Origin of the sequence: Devosia sp. 1566 (assembly GCF_004005995.1) — a bacterium.
Taxonomy (GTDB): Bacteria; Pseudomonadota; Alphaproteobacteria; order Rhizobiales; family Devosiaceae; genus Devosia.
Window position 1 is genome coordinate 3,314,934 of record NZ_CP034767.1, and the last position, 20,488, is coordinate 3,335,421.

Consider the following 20,488-nt stretch of genomic DNA (forward strand, 5'->3'; position numbering starts at 1 on the left):
GCCCCGGGTCGGGAACGCTTGGGCGCTAGGCCGAGCGCAGCTGCGCTGTGCGCGCCCCATCCACCGCATTGCCGGAGATGGCGACGCCGTAATGCTGTTCGGCGGCCTCGGCAGAAACCAGGCCTTCCAGCACGTCGAACAACACGGCCTGGGGATCGCGCTCGAATGGATTGCCGTAACCGCCGCCGCTGGGGCCGCGCGAGATCAGGTGATCGCCGGCCTTGATCTTGTGGTAGGGCACCTTGGAAACGAGGTCGGTTTCCCCGCCCGCTTGGTGGATCAGCTTGAGCGAAGCGGTATAGCCGTCCTCGCCGCCCTCATAGCCCCAGGGCCGGTATTTGTGGCCATCCCCTTCCACCGAAAAGGCGCCATCGGCGAGGAAGGTGAACTCGCGCACCGTGCCAATGCCGCCACGGGTGCGGCCGGCAGCGGTGGCGTCGTTGCGCAGCTCATAGCGATCAACCCGGATCGGCAGATGCGACTCGATATCTTCAATCGGATTGTTGCGGGTGTTCGCAAAGAGCGTATCCACCGCGTCCATGCCATCCGAGCCATATCGGCCGCCGTAGCTGCCTTCCAAAATCTCCATATGAACCCACTGCTTGCCGTCTTCCATGCCCGAAAAGGCGACCACGCGCAGATTGCCAATGCCGGCCGATACCTGTTGGGGCACGGCTTGGGCCAGCGCCTTCATCACGGTGTCAGCCAAGGCATTGCCGGGGCAGAAACGGGCGATCACCGGAGCTGGGAAAATCGGATTGGCGAGGGTGCCGCGGGGGGCGACAATGGTGATGGGACGGGTCAAGCCCTCGTTCTGCGGAATGCTGCCATAGGTGACGCTGTCCAGAAGGATCGAGCGCAGCGTCAGCCAGATGGAAATATCCACCGTTCCGACCAGCGGCATGTTGATGGGCTTGTCGGGTAGTTGCGGTGCGGTACCGGTGAGATCAACGGTGATGCTGTCGCCCCGCACCTTGAGCGTGACGGCTATGGGCAGGTCCTTGCGCGAGGGATCGGCGTCGTCAAGGAAGCCATCGATGAAGGTTTTGGCGGAATAGTCCCCATCTGGCAGCGCGGCGATGGCCGAGCGCATCAGCCGCTCGGAATAATCGAGCAGGTCCTCAAAGGCGTCCATGACGGTCTTGAGGCTGTATTTGTTGACGAGGTCGAGGAACCGTTCGGCGCCGATCTGCGCGGTTTGCACCTGGGCTTCCATGTCCCCGACAACGAGGGCGGAAGCACGGATATTGTCGCGCAGGATCGACCAGACGGCTTCATTGCGCTTACCGGCATCCACCACCTTGATGGCCTTGAACTGCAGGCCCTCGGCATAAGTATCGACGGCATCCACAATGCCGGTGCTGCCGGGCGTTAGCGCGCCGATATCGAGATGGTGCGCTGTGGTAACCGAAAAGCCGATCAGCTGTACGCCCAGAAACACCGGGACAGCAAAGCCGACATCGGGGCCGTGGCTGGCACCGCCATAGGGATCGTTGTGCATGATGACGTCGCCGGGGCGAAGGGTTTCGCCGCGAGCTTCCATCTGCTTGAGAATGCCGCGCACATAGCCCGGGATCGGGCCTGACTGCAGGGGGGTCGACATCTTGCATTCGCACATCTGCCGGCCAGTGGCGTCAGTGAGCGCGGTGCCGAAATCTTCACTCTCGCGAATAATGGAGGAATAGCTCATGCGCATGAGCTTGTGACCCATTTCGATGGCGATGTTCTCGAGCGCGCCCTGGATCACGGCGCCGGTGACGGGATCAACGCGGGTGGGTGCGGCCACGAGAGTTTCGGTGAGGTTCTGGCTCATTTGGCCTCTCCCAGGGTGATGATGATGCTGCCTGAAGCCTCCACAACGGCGCTGGTCGCGGGCGGCATGACGGTGGTGGAATCTTTTTGCAGGATAATGGCGGGACCTTCGAAAGCCTGGCCGACCGGCAAGGCGGTGCGCCGATAAACTGGCGTGTCAAAGGTCTTGAGCTCGCCTCCAACACGGAAAACGCTTGGCACGGTGCGCACCAGCGCTTCCTCGAGGCTGCCGCTGGCGGGGGCGCGCAGCTTGTCGATCTTGGGCATGCGGCCAATGCCGCTCACCCGCAGATTGACGATCTCAATGGGGCTTGCCTTGAACGCGTGCCCATATTCTGCCGCATGGGCACGGTGGAAGGCTTCAAAGGTCTCGTTGAGCCCTGCTTGGGTGATGGCGCCACCTGGGAAGGCGATCTTGAGTTCATAGCCCTGCCCCACATAGCGCAGGTCACCAATGCGCTGGAACGACACGTCTGCGCTGGTGATCTTGTCGGCGACGAACTGTGCCGAGAGTTCGGCTTCCATGGCGGAGATATCGCTGTTGATGCGCTCGAGATCGACCGCGCCCGAGACCTGGAACTGCGTGCGCGTCAGGTCATATTTGAGGTCGGTCGTCAGCAGGCCCATGGCCGAGGTGATGCCGGGGAATGGCGGCACGATCACTTCGGGGATGTCGAGCATGCGCGCCACTTCCACGCCATGCAGCGGGCCGGCCCCGCCAAAGGCGACCAGCGCGAAGCTGCGGGGGTCGATGCCCTTTTGCACGGTGCGCGAGCGGATGGCATTGGCCATGTTGGAATTGATGATGGTGAGGATGCCTTCGGCCGTCTCGTTGATCGACATGCCCAGGCGCTCGGAAAGCTCGCCCACCACTTTGCGCGAGGCGGCTTCATCGAGCGTCATGCCACCGCCAAGGAAATCCTGCGCGGCAAGGCGACCCAGCACCAGATTGGCGTCGGTCACGGTGGGCTCGGTGCCGCCCCGTCCATAGGCTGCGGGACCCGGCACGGCGCCGGCCGATTGCGGACCGACCCGGAAGGCGCCGCCCCGATCGATATGGGCGATGGAGCCACCACCCGCACCAATGGTGTGGATGTCGATCATCGGGGTCAGCAGCGGAAAACCGGCAATGGAGGTGGAGCGCGCATCGGTTTCCGAGAACACCCCATCCACGATGATGCCGATATCGGCGCTGGTGCCACCGATATCGAAGGTGATCAGGCGATCATGGCTGGTGAGATCACCGATCCATTTGCCCCCGAGCACCCCGGCGGCAAGGCCGGACAGCAGGGTCAGGGTTGGCTTTTCCACCACCATCTTGGTGGTGGCGACGCCCCCATTGGAAGCCATGATGCGCAGATCTCCCTGCACACCGATGGCGCGCAGCGCCTTGTCGAGATTGTCGATATAGCGGTCGACCTTGGGGCCGATAAAGGCGGCGAGCGCAGCGGTGGTGAAGCGCTCGAACTCGCGGAACTGGGGGGAGATGAACGACGAAGTGGTGACAAACGCCCCAGGCATCACCTCTTCGACGATGGCCTTGGCTTCAAGCTCATGGGCGGGATTGAGATAGGAAAACAGGAAGCAGATCGCGACCGATTCGACGCCCTCCGCCTTTAGCTCCTGGGCCGCACGGCGCACGCCCTCACGATCCAGCGGCTCCAGCTCAGCGCCGGTCGGGGGCACCAGGCGCCCACCGACGGTCTTGCGATGCTGCCGGCGCACCAGCGGGCGGTGCTGCCAGGGCAGTTCCTGGATAATGGAATAATGCTCCACGCGCTGGTGGCGCCCGATATGGATGATGTCGCGAAAGCCTTCATTGGTGATGAGGCCGGCCTTAGCGCCCTTGTTTTCCAGCACCGAATTGGTGGCGGTGGTGGTGCCATGGAACACATAGTCGATACTGGAAGGCTCGACATTGTTCGCCGCACAAAGCTCGGTAATCCCCGTCATCACGCCGCGCGAGGGGTCGTCAGGCGTGGTGGAGACCTTGTGGATGGCGATGTCTCCGCTGGTCATGTCGCAATAAACCAGGTCGGTAAAGGTGCCGCCGACATCGACGCCGATCGTTTTCATCATATTCTCCGGAAGGCTATTCGTCCTTAGCGTTACGGTACTGTGGATGCATAGTCCATAATCTCTTGGTTGATTTTGCACCGCTGATCAGAAGCCGCTCAACTCTCGGGAAGACAGCACTGGCGCCTGGCAGAACACGCACAACTTTGCTCGCTGCGAAGGCATTCGGTGCCGCATTGTTGTTCAGCGGGCGCAACACTTGGGCGAGCTGCTAATTTTCAGCGGCAATCGAACCAAAAACACCGGAAACGCAGTTGACGAGCGCCGCGAAAGCGGTTGTCAATCGTGGACTATGTATACCCGTGGCGACATGTTGCGGGCGTCTTGGAGAAGGGGACGTGAGGATCATGGCAACAACAACGAGATTGGTGGCGGCCACGCTGGCGCTTGGCTTGCTTTCGGCGGGAGCGACGCAGGCGCAGGACGCCCTGGCAGCAGCGCAGGCGGACCTGGACAAATATACCGGTGTTCCCACGTTCACCGCGCCCGGCGAGCCTTTCGACGCCAAGGCCTGCATGGCCGAAAAGAGCATCCTGTCGGTGCCCGCTTCGAGCGCCGTTCCCTTCGTTGCCACCATTGCCGAGGCCATGGGCGAAATCGCCAAGGAAATCGGCTTTGAATACCAGATCTGGGAAAACCAGGGCCAGCCGACCCAGTGGGTGCAGGGCATCGAATTTGGGGTCACCAACCAGTTCGACCTCATCGATCTCCTGGCCGGGGCCGATCCTCGCGTGCTAACGACGCAGATCAAGGCGGCCCGCGATGCTGGCGCCATCGTCACCGCATCCCACCTCACGGGCTTCGAGCAGGAAGTGCCCGGCGGGCTCACTGCCTCCATCCCGATCGACTACAAGCAGGCCGGCAAGCTGCTGGCTGAATGGGCCATCACCAAGACCCAGGGCAAGGCCAATGCGCTGGTGCTGATCACCAATGAAGTGCTGTCCACCGAGTCCATGATGGCGGGCATCGAGGAGGTCTTTGCTGCCCATCCCGAGAGCAAATTCACAACGGTGAATGTGTCGATCCCCGATTGGGCCAGCAAGATCCAGTCCAATGTGCAGTCTGCGATCATCGCCGACCCGACCATCAACTATATCCTGCCCATCTATGACGGCATGAACCAGTTCGTGGTACCGGCCCTGACCATCACCGGCGCCACCGACCGGGTGAAGATCGCGACCTTCAACGGCACGCCTTTCGTGCTCGACATGATCCAGAACGGCCAGGTCGAGATGGATATTGGCGAGAACCTCGACTGGATCGCCTATGGCATGCTCGACGCCCAGATGCGCCTTGTTTGCGGCCTCGATCCCGTTACGGACCCTAAGATCCCGCTGGTGATCTTTGACGCCAACAATGCCGCCAGCGCCGGAACACCCGCCGAAGTCTCCAAGGGCTATGGCGACGCCTATGTGCAAGGCTACAAGGAGCTCTGGCAGCTTTGACGCTTCCTCTTACTGCCCCCGCCGGCTCGCCCCAGGGCGGCCCGGCCAGCGCGCTGCGGGTTGAGGCCCTGTCCAAGCATTTCGGCACGACGCGCGTGTTGTCCGACGTGACGCTTGAAATCGCGCCCGGCGAAGTGCACGGGCTGTTGGGCCAGAACGGCTCGGGCAAATCGACCTTCATCAAGATCCTGGCGGGCTTTCACACCCCTGACCAGGGCGGGCGCCTGTTGGTGGGTGGCCAGGAGGTGCCCCTTCCCTTGCCGCCGGGCGAATTTCGCAAGCTCGGCATTGCCTTTGTGCATCAGCATCTGGGCCTCATCGCCTCCATGTCCGTGCTGGAAAATCTGCTGATCGGGGAGCACGCCACAGAGCCGCGCTGGCGCATCAACTGGAGCGCTCAGGCACGCCGCGCCAGGGAATTGTTCGCGCGCTTCGGCCTCGCCCTCGACCCTTATGCCGAGGTGGAGAGCCTCAGTTCGGTTGAGCGGGCGCTGCTCGCCATCGTGCGCGCCTTTGATCAGCTCGAGCAAGCCAAGGGCACGCTCACCAAGCTCTTGATCCTTGACGAGCCGACGCCTTTCCTGCCCGCCAAGGATGTCGGCAAGCTGTTTGACCTGGTGCGCGCCATCGTGGCGCAAGGCGCGAGCGTGATCTTTGTTTCGCACGATATCGACGAGGTCAGCGAGATCACCGATCGCATCAGCGTGCTGCGCGATGGGCAGCTGGCCGGCTCCCTCATCACCAAATCCGCCAGCAAGGCCCAGATCGTTGAACTCATCATCGGCCGCTCGGTTGATCTGGCCACTATGCGGGCGCCCGAACGTGAGTTCGGGTCCGAGGTGGCGATCATTGCCGGCCTGCGAGGCGGTGCCGTGGAGGATTTCTCCTTGCGCGTGCGGGCTGGAGAAGTGGTGGGGATCACCGGGTTGATCGGCTCGGGCTATGACGATGTGGTTAGCCTGTGCTTTGGCGCCACCCGGGCGGACGCGGGATTCCTGACGCTTGAGGGCACCGAGAGCGACTTGAGCCAAGCCACGCCGCACCAGTCGGTGCGCAATGGCATTGCCTTTATCCCCGGTGACCGGCTTGCGGCCGGCGTGGTGCCCACGCTCAGCGTCACCGACAACGCGACCCTGCCCATCCTGCGACGCTTTGGAGGCGGCTGGTTGCTCTCGCGCAGCGCCATGCGCGCAGAAGCGGCGCGCCTCAACGCCGCCTTTGACGTGCGCCCGGCCGATCCCGAGGCGCTGATGAGCGCCCTGTCGGGCGGCAACCAGCAGAAGGTGGTGCTGGCCAAGTGGTTCCAGCTGCAGCCCAAGCTGGTGCTGCTGGACGAGCCGACGCAGGGCGTCGATATCGGCGCGCGCGAACAGGTGTTCGGCGAAATCCGCCGCATGGCTGACGCTGGTGCAGCGATCATCTGCGCCAGCTCGGATCATGAGCAATTGGCCGCGATCTGCAATCGGGTGGTTGTGCTGGGCCGAGGCCGCCAGGTGGCGGAACTCGAAGGCGCCGCCATCTCCAAATCGGCCATCGCCGAAAGCTGTTACATTACCGAAGACACTGGAGCCAAGCTGTAATGACCCAAATCAATGCGGCTCGGGGCACAACCCGGAACAGGAACTGGGTAGTGTGGGGCGAGCGCTATGGCCTCGTTCTGGCCTGGGTGGCGGTGATCATCGTCTTTAGCCTATTGCGGCCGACGACCTTTTTCAGCTGGGCCAATTTCTCCACCATCTTCGGCTCGCAAGCGGTCCTCGTCGTCATGACGCTGGGCCTGATCGTGCCGTTGACGGCCGGCGACTACGATCTTTCCATCGCGGGCAATCTGACGCTCAGTGCCATGGTGATCGCGGTCCTCAATGTTTACTTCGACTGGCCCATCGTGGCGGCAGTGCTGGCGGCGGTAGCCACCGGTCTCGTGATCGGGGCGGTGAACGCCTTTCTCGTCCTTTATTTCCGCATCAACTCGCTGATCGTCACATTGGGCATGGGCACGTTCCTCCATGGCATCACGCTGTGGATCTCGAACTCCAACACGATCAGCGGCATCGACTTTGCCATCACCAATGCGGTTATTGTCACCCGCTTGTTCGGCATTCCCATGGCCTTTTATTACGCGCTGATCGTGGCGGCGATCATCTGGTATATCTTCACCTTCACCGCCGCCGGTCAGCGCCTGCTGTTTGTGGGCCGCGGGCGTGAAGTCGCCCGGCTCTCGGGCATTCGCGTCGACCAGGTTCGCGCGGTCACCTTCCTGGTTTCGGGAGCTCTGGGCGGCTTGGCCGGCGTGCTGTTTGTCGGCTCACTGGGCGCTGCAGACCCCAATTCGGGCCTCACTTACCTCCTGCCTGCCTTTGCCGCGGCATTCCTGGGTGCTACCAGCATCACGCCCGGTCGCTTCAACCCCATCGGATCGGTGATCGCCGTCTATTTCCTTGTGACCGGCATTACGGGCCTGTCGATCCTGGGCATCAGCACCTTCGTGCAGGATCTGTTTTATGGCGGCGCGCTCGTGATAGCGGTTTGCCTCTCCCAACTCGTTCGCGGCCGCCAGGAGCGCTTGTCTTGACCCCCATCACCATCGACCCCGCGCTGGTTGAAGCCATGATCATGGAAATGGGAGCCATTGGCGCCCATAGCGGCACCGGCGTGTGGCGCACCGTGTATTCGCCCGAATGGGTGGCGGCCAATGACCTCTTTGCCCGCTGGGCCGCCGAAGCGGGCCTCAGTGTCAGCCGCGACGCGGTGGGCAATGTCTGGGGCAAGCTCGAGGGCAGCCAGGGCGGCCCATCCATCGTTTCGGGCTCGCACATCGACACCCAATGTCCGGGCGGGCGCTATGACGGCACGCTCGGAGCGCTGAGTGCGCTGATTGCCCTGCGGGCGCTGAAGGCGCAATACGGCCAGCCCAAGCGGACACTGGAAGCGCTTTCCCTCTGCGAAGAAGAAGGCAGCCGCTTCCCGACGGCCAATTTTTGGGGCTCGCGCGCCATTACCGGCGCCATCCAGCAAGACGACGCCGACAGCACCCATGACTTCGAAGGCATGAGCATCGCCAATGCCATGCGCGCAGTGGGCCTTGATCCCAGCCGGATCGCCACGGCGCAGCGGGACGATATCGAGAGCTTTGTGGAACTCCATATCGAGCAGGGCCCGATCCTCGAACATGCCGACCTGCCGGTGGCCATCGTTGATGCCATCACCGGCCTGCGGCATTATCGGGTCACGCTGCGCGGCGAGCAGAACCATGCCGGTGCCTTCCCCATGGATCTGCGCCGTGATCCTATGGCCGGTTTCCTTGAAATCGGCAGTGGCGTGATCAACACCGCCCACCGGCTCGGACGCCCTGCCGTGACCACGATCGGCCGGGTGGAGGTCAATCCCAATGGCGCCGCCGTGGTGCCCCGCGAAATCCGCTTCACCATCGATGTGCGCCACCCCCACCCCGCCAAAGGCGAGGAGCTTTACCGCCTCCATGAGCAACTGATGCTGGAAGTAGCCGCACGGCGCGGGCTCGAGATCGAATGGGATATCGGCACCGAAAAGGCACCCTGCCTCAGCGACCCGGACCTTGTCGCCACCTTCCGCCAGGCAGCGGCGGATCAGGGCGTGCCCGCCCTCACCATGGCGAGCGGCGCCGGCCACGACACCCAGCAAATGGCCAAGATCGCCAAAACCGTAATGATCTTTGTGCGCTCCGAAAAAGGGCGCAGCCACACGCCTGAGGAGTTTTCAACCATCGCCGACATTGTCGCGGGCATCCAGGTGCTGGCCGCCGGGCTATATAAACTTGCTTACTGATCGTGGGATTTCGCCCATCGCCACGAGCTGACGAGGCGCCGGATGGCAGCTTGTGCTGGTGGGCCCCAGGTCGCCTTCCCACCGGGTCGACCGTGAACACCATCATCGCCGATAATAAGGCACACGAGAGCCTTGCCGAGTGCCCAACCGCGGGCACGGCGCAGGGTTGCTGCGTCAATTGCCGGGCGATAGCTGTCCCAGAAGCGACTGATTGCGCCATCAGGCAGCAGCAGCCACGCGGCACCCAGGTCGCAGGCAGGATCGCCTGCACACATGTCGCCAAAGTCAACGACGCCGCAAAAATCACCCCCTCTGGTCAGCAGATTGGCCGGGTGTAGGTCCGCATGAAGCCACATGGCTTGGCCCGTCCACGCAGGGGCGGTCACGGCGTCAGCCCAGATTTCACGCAGATCATCCGGATCGGCGATCAGCCGACGATCGGTTGCCTCTTTCAGGAACCGGGCAACACCTTCGCTGGATGTGGCCAGGGATCCGCCTCTGCCGTGTCGCCCGATTGGTGCAGCAGGAGGCGCGGGGTGGTGAAGCGCTGCCAGGAAAGCCGCAAGGCTGTCTGCGGCTTGAAGGCCAAGAGTCGCAGGGGCGCGGTCCGCTGGCTCGCCAGGAACCCAGGTCGTCACGATCCATGTGCGCGGGAACAGCTCGGAAGGTTGCCCAAGTCTTTTGGGGACAGGTATCCGCAGCGGAAGACGCGAGGCCATGGCAGGCAAGAAAGCGTACTCCTTGAGGAGGAGTTCATCCGCATCTTGGGTCGACCAGGGCAAACGAACTGCGAGGTTGTCCCCCAGCCGCCACATCTGATTGTCCCAACCCAAAGCCCCCAAAACCAGCGGCAACTCGGCCAAGTCCGGGTGCTGTTCGCCAAGCAGCTTCGCGATCAGGTCCGCGTCGAGTGCCGCCTTGGTATCGCTCATTCGGTCGCCCTTGTTGGATGATGCTCGCCGCGCCAAGTGGTGCCGCTGCTGGTAGGCAGCAGACCAAACAGCACAAATTGTGGCCACGCCGGGGACGCGCCAAGCAGGCGGCCGAGATGTCTGCCCTTTTCCTCCTGTTTCACCCTCGACAGCTGAAATGGCGTCGTAGCGTTCGGGGCAGTGAGTGCGCCCCAGTCGGTCGTTCTCTGCGGGGTATACGGTTTGGACGCTGCCCCAGCCTGTTGCCAGCCGATCGACCCCGCTCGCCCGAGTGCCGTGTTCAATGAAGGACCCGCTGTAAGCGGTCAAAATCTATTGACCCCGTTGATGCAACGGGAAGGAAGGTCGGGGATTGCTCCAACCGGGTGGTAGTTGCCGGTCGCCCGGAAAACGCCGCCTTCCTGCAGTTATCACAATGGGAGTTCTCGATGCCTCGCCTTTCCCTTTTGCTTGTCGGGACCGTACTCTCCACGGCGGCACTGATGCCCCCTGTATTGGCGCAAGCGCCCACCGTGCAGACGCAAGCCCCAAATGCGCCTGATCAGGAGCCGGCCTTCGCCCAGCAGACGCGAGCACCACTGCCGGAAAACCCCACTGCTGTTGAAACGGAAGTGGTGGCAAGTGATCTGCCGCAACTTTGGGCGATGGAATTTCTTCCGGACAACCGCATGTTGGTGACCGCCAAAGCCGGGGCGCTGCACATCATCAGCGAAGATGGCGAAGTGAGCGCGCCGGTCGAGGGTGTTCCCTCTGTCGACAGCGAAGGACAGGGGGGGCTGCTCGACGTGGCGCTGGCGCCGGACTTCGAGAGCTCAGGCCTGATTTTCTTTTCGTTCTCCGAACCGCGTGAGGGCGGCAATGGCACATCCGTGGCCAAAGCCCGACTGGTGATGAACGATGATGGCGGCGCCAGCCTCGAGGATATGGAGGTGATCTTCCAGCAGATGCCCACCTATGACGGCACCAAGCACTTCGGCTCTCGCCTCGTGTTCGGCACCGATGGATCCTTGTTTGTTACCGTGGGCGAGCGTTCCGACGTGGAGCCGCGGGTGCAGGCACAGGATCTGGGCTCTGGCTTGGGCAAGATCTTCCGCATCGACCAGAATGGCGATCCGCTTCCCGACAATCCTTTTGTGGATGTGGAGGGCGCCCTGCCCGAGATTTGGAGCCTTGGGCACCGCAACATGCAGTCGGCGGCGCTGGATGGGCAAGGCCGTTTATGGGCAGTGGAACATGGGCCCAAGGGCGGTGACGAACTCAATCGTCCCGAGCCTGGCACCAATTATGGCTGGCCTGAAGTCACCTACGGGATCGACTATAGTGGCAAGCCGATCGGTGAGGGCATCACCCAGGACGCTGAAACCTCCCAGCCGGTCTATTATTGGGATCCGGTGATCGCGCCATCGGGCATGGCCTATTACGAGGGGGATGAATTCCCGCAATGGCAGGGTGCGTTTCTGGTCGGCGGCCTGGTGGCGCAATCCATTGTTGTCCTGCACCTCAACGACAAAGATCAGGTCGAAACCGAGGAATGGGTGCCGCTCCAAGCCCGGGTCCGGGATGTCAAGGTCGGGCCTGACGGCGCGGTCTATGCAGTAACCGAAGATGCCGAACGGGGCACCTCCGAGATCGTCCGCATCACCAACGCGTCGTAAGCTCGACCGGAGCTTGCATTTGGCGCGGCGTGATAAGCCCGAGGTGCCGGCACGTCCTTTGCGGCCGGCACCTCGAGAACCGCTCACGAAGTGCCCCATATTGCGCGGCTCGTGGATGTTGTCCGTGTCGTACATGGGAATGAATGGCACGTCGGAATGAATGGCACGTCGTGGGGCCCATCCACGGGCATGGTGTGAAGTCTTAGTTCCGTCTTCTCGATCACCGCATAGAGCAACTGCTGCCCCACTCCGCCGATGGAGGCTAGCGGAAATCAGTACTAATCCAATTGGTCGAGAACCCATTGCCGGAAAGCCATCACACGCGGCAGTCCGGCTTTTGTTTGGGGTGTGATGAGGTAGTAGGCGCCCGGCCCGGCAACTCGCTGGGCGAAAGGCGACACAAGTTGAGCTTGAAGCAACTCTTGCTCGATCAGGAATGTGGGCAGCAGCGCCATGCCGAGGCCCGCCTTTGCCGCCTCGATGATCATAAAGAAATGCTCCAGCCGTGGGCCCCAGTTCATGGCAGGCACATCCGAGCCAATGGAGCGAAACCAGTACTCCCAGCTGTCCGGGCGTGTGGAGTGATCGATCAATCGATAGCTGCTTAGCTGGGCCGGTAATGTGAGATCAGGGCGACCATCGAGCAGCATAGGCGAGCAGACGACCTGGATCTCTTCGCTCATGAGCGGGTCGATCAGCGCGTCAGGCCACTGGCCGTGGCCAAAACGGATGGCAATGTCGATTCGCTCGTTGATGAAATCGAGCTCGCCATCGCTGGAGACGACGTTCACCAAAATATCGGGGTAGAGCTTTTGGAAGGAGGGCAGACGCGGCAGGAGCCAGCGGGTGCCGAAAGTGGGAAGCATGCCGACCGAGAGCGTACCCTGCCCTGCCTTCGATGACATTAGTTCAACCGTGCCTGCTTCCAACAGGTCAAGTGATCGGCTCACGAGACGACTGTAATAGTGACCTTGGTCGGTCAACTCGATGCGTCGGCTGCGTCGCGTGAACAGCGCCACTTCGAGGTACTCTTCAAGGCTGTGCACAAGGCGGCTCGCCGCGCTCTGCGTCACGTTCAGCTCCTCGGCCGCCCGCGTGAATGAGTTATGTCGCGCCACGGCTTCGAAGGTTCTTAATGCGTTGAGCGAGGGGAGAACGCGTCGTTTCACCAGTTACCATTCCATGAGGTCATGCAAGAGCGATCTTTATGCGCCTTGCGGCTCGCCGCCAAGCCGCTAGCTTTTTCCTTGGGGCGCAATAAAGCGCCGATCCATTTCCCACGGCTGGACCCGCCCAAAATGATCCCATTCCACATGGCCTTCGCTGTGAAGGACAAAGAAAGCACCCGGAACTTTTATGGTGGGGTCATCGGATGCAATGTCGGTCGGGAAGCGGAAAACTGGATCGATTTCGACTTCTTCGGACACCAGCTTTCTGCCCACATCAACAGCGATCCCAAGCCTGAGGCGAAGTCGAAAGTCGGCACTGATATAGTGCCGCTGCATCATTTCGGCGCGGTGCTGCCGTGGGAGACCTGGAATGAACTGATCGAACGGCTGCGCAGCGCGGCCTACCGCTTCGTCATGGAGCCCAAGATCCGCTTTGAGAACGAGCCGGGCGAGCAGGGCACGTTCTTTATTCTCGATCCATCAGGCAATGCTTTGGAATTTAAGTCCTTCCGCAATCCTGACGCCATCTTCGAACACTGAGTTTTAGCGCAATGAATTCCTTCGAAATCGGTCGCGACCTCACTTCCATTACCATGGGCATCGATGCCTTCGAACGGCGTCAGCCCGCCGACCGCAGCTTGTTGGGGGGCGAGGGGTTGGTGCCAATTTATCTTGGTGCCGACAGCGTCAATCCGCGCACCTATGATGATGTAGAAACCATCAAGGCCGATCTGGACAGGCTGGCGACGGAAGCCGCAGCCCTCAAGGCGGGGCCGCGCAAGGTATTCCTTGAAGGCATGATCCGGTCCGTGCGCACGGCCACCAAGATGCTGGCCGGTGCGAGCCCGAGCTTTGAGGAAAAGGTCACCCAGCTGGTCGGCGCTCCCGCCGGCCGCGAAGATGAAGCCGTGATCGAAGATGCGCGCGCCAAGCTCGATGCGGTGCTCAAGCGCTCCGGTTTTGTCAACGGCACTCTGGGCCAGCGCGTCGCGGCTTGGGAGGAGGCTCGCGCGGTCCCCGCCGAGCAGGTCGAAACCGTGTTCCGCGAACTCATGGCCAAGGCCAAGGCCAAGACTGACGCTATGATCTTTGACACCGGCGATTATGACATGGTGCTCAACCCTGTGCGCGGCATGTTCTACACCGCGCGCTGCTCCTTTAACGAAGGCAAGATGGACCTCAATTTTGACCTGAGCTTCACGCGCGCTGCGCTCAAGCATCTGGTCTGCCACGAAGTTTATCCCGGGCACTCAACTCAGCTCCTGTCGACCAAGGCCGCAGTGGATGCGGGCGAGGCGCCTGCCGATGCGCTGCTGATCACCACCGATGCCATCACTGGTTGCGTACAGGAGGGCATCGGCGATCAGGGCGTGCACCTGATCCATTTCGTGGAGGACGATGATGACGCGATCCATATCGAGCTGCGCCGCGTCCGCTCCGCTGCCCAGACCAGCGCTGCCTGGATGTTGATGGTCGAAGGCGTGCCGCGCGAGGACGTAGCCGACTATCTGCGCACTACGGCGATGGGGCAGGAAGCCTGGGTGCAAGGTCGCCTGCGTATGGCCGCCCATCCGTTCCGGGGACCGTTCATCTCGTCCTACTGGGCTGGCAATGAGACCGTCCGCAAAGTGCGCGAACGCGTCAGCGACGCTGAGCGCCCCGCTTTCATCAAGGCGCTCTACTCCTACGCCAATTCGCCCGAGAGCCTGTCGATGTTCCCCCAGGTCGCCAACTAAAAGAAGGTCAGGGCTCCACCCATGAAGTTCACGATAATCGGTGCAGGGGCCATCGGCGGCCTTGCAGGCGCCTACATGACCAAGGCGGGCCACGACGTCCTGCTCGTTGATCGCTGGAAAGAGCATGTCGATGCCCTCAACGAAAAGGGGATGAGCATTGACGGCGTTCGGGGCGACATGAACATCCCCGTCAAGGCTGCAACGCCCGACCAGCTCTCGGGCGATCTCGGCGTCGTGCTCATCGCCACCAAGTCCCAGCACACGCTTGAAGCGCTCGGGCAAATTGCCCCGCTGCTGACTCCCGATAGCGCCGTCGTTTCCTATCAGAATGGCTTCAACGAGCCCGACATGGTGGCACTGCTCGACAAGGCAGGGCTGCCCGGCAAGGACATGGTCATCGGCTCGATCCCCAATTACGGCGGTGCGCTGGTTGACCCCGGCTACGTCGAGTTCGTCCATGAAGGCCCCATCCAGCTGGGCGAAATGAACGGCGAGATGACGCCGCGCCTCAAGGAAATCGGCGATGCGCTTTCTGCCCTAACCGAGGTGCAGTATTCCGACCGCATCTGGGGCCAAATCTGGGCCAAGGAAGTCTATTCCGCCCAAGTGGTGTTTTCCGCGCTGGCGGACGCCAAGATCCGCGACACGCTTGGGGTTGAGCGCTATGCCCGCCTCGCCGGCGCGGTGGTCAAGGAGGCACTCGAGATCGCCGATGCCAATGGCATCGAGGTGCAGGCGTTCGACTTCTTCGATCCGGCCAACTACCGGGTCAAGACGGCCGATGATACCAAAAAGCTGATCGACAACGTCAATCACGCCATCTGGCTCCTCAAAAAGGACCAGGACAACAAGCCCACCCACAACTTCAAGAAGAAGGGGTCGGGCATCTGGTGGGACATCGTTTATCGCAAACGCCCATCTGAAACGCGCGCTTTTGCCGGCAAGCTCATCGAGTTCGGCAAGAAGGCCGGTGCCGATACCCGCCTGAATGAAAAGATGGTGGGCATGATCTACGAGATCGAGGATGGCAAGCGCCAGCTCGGCTTTCACAACTATGATGAACTCGAAGCCTATGCGGCCCAGATCGGAAAGACCCTGCCATGACCAGCAAACTCGGCGTCGGCCTTATCGGCGCGCATACCTGGGCCGACAAGGCGCACCTGCCGGGCTACAAGGCCCATGAACGGGTGGAACTGGTCGCGGTTTGCGATCTCGATCCTGATCGTGCCCGGGCGATGGGCGAGAAATATGGGGCGAAAAAGGTCTATACCGACCCCGAAAAGCTGATCGCTGATCCAGATGTGCAGATGGTCGATGTCTGCACGCCAACCCATACCCACCTGCCGCTAAGCCTGCTGGCCATTGAAGGCGGCAAGCATGTACTGTCGGAAAAGCCGCTTCACACCGAAGCGGCGCCTGCCTTCGCTGCCGCCGCCAAGGCTGACGCCAAGGGCGTGCGCACCAAACTCGGCTTCACCTTCCGCTATTCGCCCGCCATCCGTCAGATCAAGAAGTGGATCGATGATGGCACGCTTGGCGAAGTGTTCCACATCCATGGCTTTGAGCAGAATTCGCAATGGCTCGATCCGCAAGAGCCGCTGCGCCAGATCACCCCGGGTGTCGATCGCAATTCCCTGATCCCGGCGTCCATCGTCGGCTATGGTTCGCACCTCATCGACCTGATGCGCTGGCTCGGCGGTGAGTTCGGCTCGGTCGCCTCCACCATGAAGAACTTCATCCCCGAGCGTATCGTGCGCGGTGAAGTGGGGCTGCAGAAGATCAAGGTCGAAGACGGCGCCGTGGCACTGGTCGAATACGCCAATGGCGCGCAGGGCCTGTTACAGACATCATACGTCGCCGTCGGCAATTATCCCGGCGTCGAGATTCGCGTTTATGGGTCCAAAGGGGCGGCGGTCGCGCGCCTCATCTCGGAGTTCGGGACGGCCGAAACGCTCAAGATCGCCAAGGCCGAAGCGGTCGAGTTCATCCCCTATGACGTGGGTCCCGAGGCGCTGCCGCCGGGCACAACGCTCAACACGCCCTGGCCCGAGCTCTACTACCGCAACCTCGTGCGCCATTTCGTTGATGAAATCCTCGAAGACCGGCCGCAGGAATGCACCTTCTACGATGGCGCTAAGAGCCAGGAGATCGTCGACGCGATCATCAAAGCCCATTTCGAGCGCCGCTGGGTCGACTTGCCGGGCAAGAGCGCATGACGCTCTCCTACGATCCCGCTGTTGTCGATGACTTCCTTGCCCATCACTGGCGCCATCGCCCGGTGGACGCAACCTTCATGGGTGACAAGGGTCACGACGCGGCTCTGCCGCCTGCCGCACCCGATACGCTGGCGCAGGAGATCGCCGCAATCGACGATCTCCTCGCCCGCCTCGAACCGACTGACGAACCGGACGAACTCGGCGACCGGCTTGACCGACGCATGATGATTGCCGAACTGCGGATGCAGCGTTTATCGGCGCAGACCCGGCCGCGTTTGCACAACCCGGCCTGGTATTCGGGCGAAGCGGCATTCTCCATCATCTCGCTGCTCCTGCCGCAATCCATGCCGATCCGCCACGCGGCGTTGATTGCCCGCCTTGGCGGCATTTCGGACTTTCTTGCGGCTGCCGCAGCGCGGCTCCAGGACGTGGCGGCGCCACAGGGCTGGGTCAAGCGCGCGCAAAAGGAAGCCATCGCGATGGCCGGCTTCTTGCGCACCGACATCAAGCTGCATGAGGAATTTGCCGATGACTGGGCTGAGCCGGCCCGCCGCGCCGCAGATGCGTTCGAGGCTTTTGGGGCGGCTATCGAAGGCAGGCCCGATGCCGATCCGGCTAGTGGCGAAGCCTATCTCACCCAGCTTATGGCCGGCATCCACGGCCTCACCATGTCGCCGCGCGAAGCGGTGGACATGGCCGAAGCCGCCTACAAGCGTATGGGCGAGGAAATGGCCGAGATGACCCGCGCCATAGACCCCACCCGCACGGCCGACCAGATACTTGCCGGTCTTGCCGAGATCCATCCCGCTGATGCAGAGGCTGTCTTTGATAGTTACATGGATTGGGATGTGCAGGCCGTTGCGCGAGGGGCCGCGCTCGTCACTCCTGCGCAGGAATATGATCTCGACTATCGCTGGATGGCACCGTGCTTTCGCAAGATCAGCCAGCCCCTGTATTTCCTGTTCTATCGCTCTCCCCCTGCCCTTAATCCAGGGGTGGGTAGCGTTTACTGGGTCACCCCGCCTGGCGAGGACCAAGCTGCGTTTTTGCGTGCCAACAACACAGCGATGGTCAAGACCATCCATTCGGTCCACCACGGCAGCGTCGGCCACCACACGCAAAACACCCGCGCTCGCGCGGCAGCCTCGCGCCTTGCCCGCCTTGCCGGTACCGATTGCGCACTGGGTCTAGCCTTTCTCGGCGCCGGCACGCTGATCGAAGGCTGGGCCTGCTATGTGGAAGACCTGCTCATGGAAGCGCCGGGCTTTTACACGCCTGAGGAAATCCTGCTTCTCAAGCAGTTTGAGCGCAGAAATGCCGCGAGCGTCCTTGTCGATATCAAGCTCCATCTTGGAGATTGGAGCCTAGAGGACGCCATGGCCTTTTATCGCGAGGCCGGCTTTGCCGCCGCCCGTGTCCAGGGCGAAGTGGTGCGCAATTCCATGCTGCCGGGCTCGCGCCTCATGTATTGGCTGGGCGTCGAAGGCATCAAGGCCTTGCGCGGGCGCTGGAAGAGCGACACGCTGAGCTTCCACGACAGCCTGCTCAGCTATGGCCATATGCCGCTGGCCTGGATTGCCGAGGAAATGGAAAGGGCAGGACAACTCAACCCATGACGTCGCACAACACAGTGCCTTTGCTCGACATCAAGGGGCTCGTCACCGAGTTCAGCACCGAATCCGGCTTGGTTCGCGCCGTCAAAGGCGTGGACCTAACCATTGGCCAGGGCGAAACCGTCGCTCTTGTGGGCGAGAGCGGGTCGGGCAAGTCCGTCACCAGTCTTTCCGTCATGCGCTTGATCCCCAAGGGGGTCGGCGCCATCGCCGGCGGCGAAATGCTGTTCCGCACCCGCGCCGGTCAGGTTATCGATCTGGTGAAGCAGCCTGAACATGCCATGCGTGCCATTCGCGGCAATGAAATCGGCATGATCTTCCAGGAGCCCATGACTTCGCTCAACCCGACCCAGAAGGTCGGGGCCCAGATTGCCGAAGCGGCCCGTCTCCATCAGGATCTCACGCGCAAGCAGGCCTGGAACCGCGCCGTAGAGATGCTGGCACTGGTCGAAATCCCTGATCCAGCCCGTCGCGCCGATATCTATCCGCACCAGATGTCGGGCGGCATGCGCCAGCGCGTCATGATCGCGATGGCTCTGGCCTGCAATCCCGCACTCCTGATCGCCGATGAGCCGACCACGGCCCTCGACGTCACGGTGCAACTGCAGATCCTCGAACTCATGCGCCGCCTGCAGCGCGAGATCGGCATGGGCATCCTATTCATCACCCACAATCTTGGGGTCGTCGCCGAGATCGCCGACCGCGTCGCCGTCATGTATGGCGGCCGCATTGTTGAGACCGCACCAGTGCGCGAACTCTTCGCCCGGCCCAGCCACCCTTATACGCGCGGCCTGCTCAACAGCCTGCCTGTTGTGGATCACGCCGCCCGCAGCCGTGGCGAAGAGCTGCGGCTGCGCGCCATACCGGGCAGCGTCGTTGATCCGCGCAATCCCCCACAAGGCTGCGATTTCAATCCACGCTGCGCCTGGGTCATCCCTGAATGCCGCGCCGCGGTGCCGCCGCTCCTACCTGTCGTTCCCGAGCATCGGGCGCGCTGCATCCGCTGGAACGAAGTCCATGGCTGATCCGCTCCTGGTCGTTGACGACCTCAAGGTTCACTATCCCATCGGCAAGACGCTCTTCAAAGAAGGTGTCACGCTGCGGGCGCTCGACGGCGTCTCGTTCACCGTTGGGAAAGGCGAAGTCGTCGGTCTCGTCGGTGAATCCGGCTCGGGCAAGACCACGCTCGGCCGCGCCGTGCTGCGCCTTGTTGAGCCCACTTCGGGCAAGGTGCGGCTAGGCGACAAGGAGGTCACGGCGCTGTTGCCGCCCGACCTCAAAGCCCTGCGCAGCAAGATGCAGATCATCTTCCAGGATCCCTATGCGAGCCTCAACCCACGCATGAGCGTCGGCCAGACGCTGGGCGAAGCATTGATGCTGCACAAGATCGGTACGCGGAAGGATCGGGACCAGCGCATCGGCGACCTTCTCGAAAAGGTCGGCCTGCCGCGCAGCGCCGCGGCACGCTTCCCGCATGAGTTTTCCGGCGGGCAACGCCAGCGCATCGGCATCGCCCGGGCATTGGCGGTCAATCCCCAGTTCATCGTCGCAGACGAGCCGGTCTCGGCCTTGGACGTTTCGATCCAGGCGCAGATCATCAACCTGCTGCAGGATCTTCGGCGCGAGTTGGGCCTGTCGCTGCTCTTTATCGGTCACGATCTCTCCGTCATCGAGTTCCTTTGTGACCGCGTCATTGTGCTCTATCTCGGCCGTGTCATGGAAATGGGCACGGCTGCCGAGCTATATGCCAAGCCGCGCCATCCCTATACCCGCGCGCTGCTCGATGCAGCCCCAGTGCCTGACCCTACCATTCGGCGCAAACGCATTACCCTGAAGGGCGACTTGCCCAGCCCGGTGAACCCGCCCTCGGGATGCGTTTTCCGAACCCGGTGCCCCTATGCGATTGAAGCCTGTGCGCAAATTGTTCCACCGCTTGAAGCCACGCAGAACGGTCACAGCGTCGCCTGCATCCGCAGCCACGAACTCGATTTGACCAACCCATTAGCCTAGAAGGCGTGGCTAATTTCGTG

Annotated in this window: 16 protein-coding genes; 12 read left to right on the forward strand and 4 right to left on the reverse strand. The window is 62.2% G+C overall.

The window, feature by feature from the left end:
- Positions 1–25: 25 nt before the first annotated feature.
- Positions 26–1,813, reverse strand: a complete 1,788-nt coding sequence (locus tag ELX51_RS15870; RefSeq protein ID WP_127754433.1) for a hydantoinase B/oxoprolinase family protein — start codon at positions 1,811–1,813, stop codon at positions 26–28.
- On the reverse strand, positions 1,810–3,891 hold the full coding sequence (locus ELX51_RS15875) for a hydantoinase/oxoprolinase family protein (protein WP_206524649.1): 2,082 nt from the start codon (positions 3,889–3,891) through the stop codon (positions 1,810–1,812). The genes ELX51_RS15870 and ELX51_RS15875 overlap by 4 nt, the downstream gene beginning before the upstream one ends.
- Positions 3,892–4,235: 344 nt before the next feature.
- Here ELX51_RS15875 and ELX51_RS15880 point away from each other — a divergent pair, with 344 nt between their 5' ends.
- From ELX51_RS15880 to ELX51_RS15895, 4 genes are read left to right on the forward strand one after another with little or no spacing between them, the layout of a single operon-like run.
- On the forward strand, positions 4,236–5,333 hold the full coding sequence (locus ELX51_RS15880) for a substrate-binding domain-containing protein (RefSeq protein WP_127754435.1): 1,098 nt from the start codon (positions 4,236–4,238) through the stop codon (positions 5,331–5,333).
- Positions 5,330–6,913 (forward strand): sugar ABC transporter ATP-binding protein, encoded by a 1,584-nt coding sequence (locus ELX51_RS15885; RefSeq protein ID WP_206524650.1) that lies wholly within the window; start codon positions 5,330–5,332, stop codon positions 6,911–6,913. The genes ELX51_RS15880 and ELX51_RS15885 overlap by 4 nt, the downstream gene beginning before the upstream one ends.
- Positions 6,913–7,905 carry an ABC transporter permease gene (locus ELX51_RS15890; protein ID WP_127754436.1) on the forward strand — a complete coding sequence of 331 codons (993 nt, stop codon included), beginning with the start codon at positions 6,913–6,915 and terminating at the stop codon, positions 7,903–7,905. Before ELX51_RS15885 ends, ELX51_RS15890 begins: the two co-directional genes overlap by 1 nt.
- Positions 7,902–9,137 carry a Zn-dependent hydrolase gene (locus ELX51_RS15895; RefSeq protein WP_248305149.1) on the forward strand — a complete coding sequence of 412 codons (1,236 nt, stop codon included), beginning with the start codon at positions 7,902–7,904 and terminating at the stop codon, positions 9,135–9,137. Before ELX51_RS15890 ends, ELX51_RS15895 begins: the two co-directional genes overlap by 4 nt.
- Here ELX51_RS15895 and ELX51_RS15900 read toward each other — a convergent pair.
- Positions 9,131–10,069, reverse strand: a complete 939-nt coding sequence (locus ELX51_RS15900; RefSeq protein WP_127754437.1) for an aminoglycoside phosphotransferase family protein — start codon at positions 10,067–10,069, stop codon at positions 9,131–9,133. The two genes, ELX51_RS15895 and ELX51_RS15900, sit on opposite strands and share 7 nt — an antisense overlap.
- A 428-nt stretch (positions 10,070–10,497) precedes the next feature.
- Here ELX51_RS15900 and ELX51_RS15905 point away from each other — a divergent pair, with 428 nt between their 5' ends.
- The gene (locus ELX51_RS15905; protein WP_127754438.1) at positions 10,498–11,724 is read left to right on the forward strand and encodes a PQQ-dependent sugar dehydrogenase; all 1,227 of its coding nucleotides are present in this window, start codon (positions 10,498–10,500) and stop codon (positions 11,722–11,724) included.
- Positions 11,725–12,002: 278 nt separating this feature from the next.
- Here ELX51_RS15905 and gcvA read toward each other — a convergent pair whose 3' ends face one another.
- Positions 12,003–12,893, reverse strand: coding sequence for a transcriptional regulator GcvA (gene gcvA, locus ELX51_RS15910; protein WP_164854895.1), 891 nt, complete (start codon positions 12,891–12,893; stop codon positions 12,003–12,005).
- Between the two features lie 21 nt (positions 12,894–12,914).
- Between gcvA and ELX51_RS15915 the strand changes: the two genes are divergently transcribed.
- Genes ELX51_RS15915 through ELX51_RS15945 form a run of 7 tightly spaced genes read left to right on the forward strand, consistent with a single transcriptional unit; the run spans position 12,915 to position 20,468 of the window.
- Complete coding sequence (locus tag ELX51_RS15915) at positions 12,915–13,433, forward strand: VOC family protein (protein ID WP_348983118.1); 519 nt, start codon at positions 12,915–12,917, stop codon at positions 13,431–13,433.
- Positions 13,434–13,444: 11 nt separating this feature from the next.
- Positions 13,445–14,629 (forward strand): hypothetical protein, encoded by a 1,185-nt coding sequence (locus tag ELX51_RS15920; RefSeq protein WP_127754440.1) that lies wholly within the window; start codon positions 13,445–13,447, stop codon positions 14,627–14,629.
- A 21-nt stretch (positions 14,630–14,650) separates the two neighbouring features.
- Positions 14,651–15,733 (forward strand): 2-dehydropantoate 2-reductase N-terminal domain-containing protein, encoded by a 1,083-nt coding sequence (locus tag ELX51_RS15925; protein ID WP_127754441.1) that lies wholly within the window; start codon positions 14,651–14,653, stop codon positions 15,731–15,733.
- A complete protein-coding gene (locus tag ELX51_RS15930) occupies positions 15,730–16,845 on the forward strand; it encodes a Gfo/Idh/MocA family oxidoreductase (protein WP_127754442.1) in 1,116 nt (371 codons plus the stop codon). Before ELX51_RS15925 ends, ELX51_RS15930 begins: the two co-directional genes overlap by 4 nt.
- Positions 16,842–18,461 (forward strand): DUF885 family protein, encoded by a 1,620-nt coding sequence (locus ELX51_RS15935; RefSeq protein ID WP_127754443.1) that lies wholly within the window; start codon positions 16,842–16,844, stop codon positions 18,459–18,461. The genes ELX51_RS15930 and ELX51_RS15935 overlap by 4 nt, the downstream gene beginning before the upstream one ends.
- A complete protein-coding gene (locus ELX51_RS15940) occupies positions 18,458–19,483 on the forward strand; it encodes an ABC transporter ATP-binding protein (RefSeq protein WP_127754444.1) in 1,026 nt (341 codons plus the stop codon). Before ELX51_RS15935 ends, ELX51_RS15940 begins: the two co-directional genes overlap by 4 nt.
- Positions 19,476–20,468, forward strand: a complete 993-nt coding sequence (locus ELX51_RS15945; protein WP_127754445.1) for an oligopeptide/dipeptide ABC transporter ATP-binding protein — start codon at positions 19,476–19,478, stop codon at positions 20,466–20,468. Before ELX51_RS15940 ends, ELX51_RS15945 begins: the two co-directional genes overlap by 8 nt.
- Positions 20,469–20,488 lie beyond the last annotated feature (20 nt).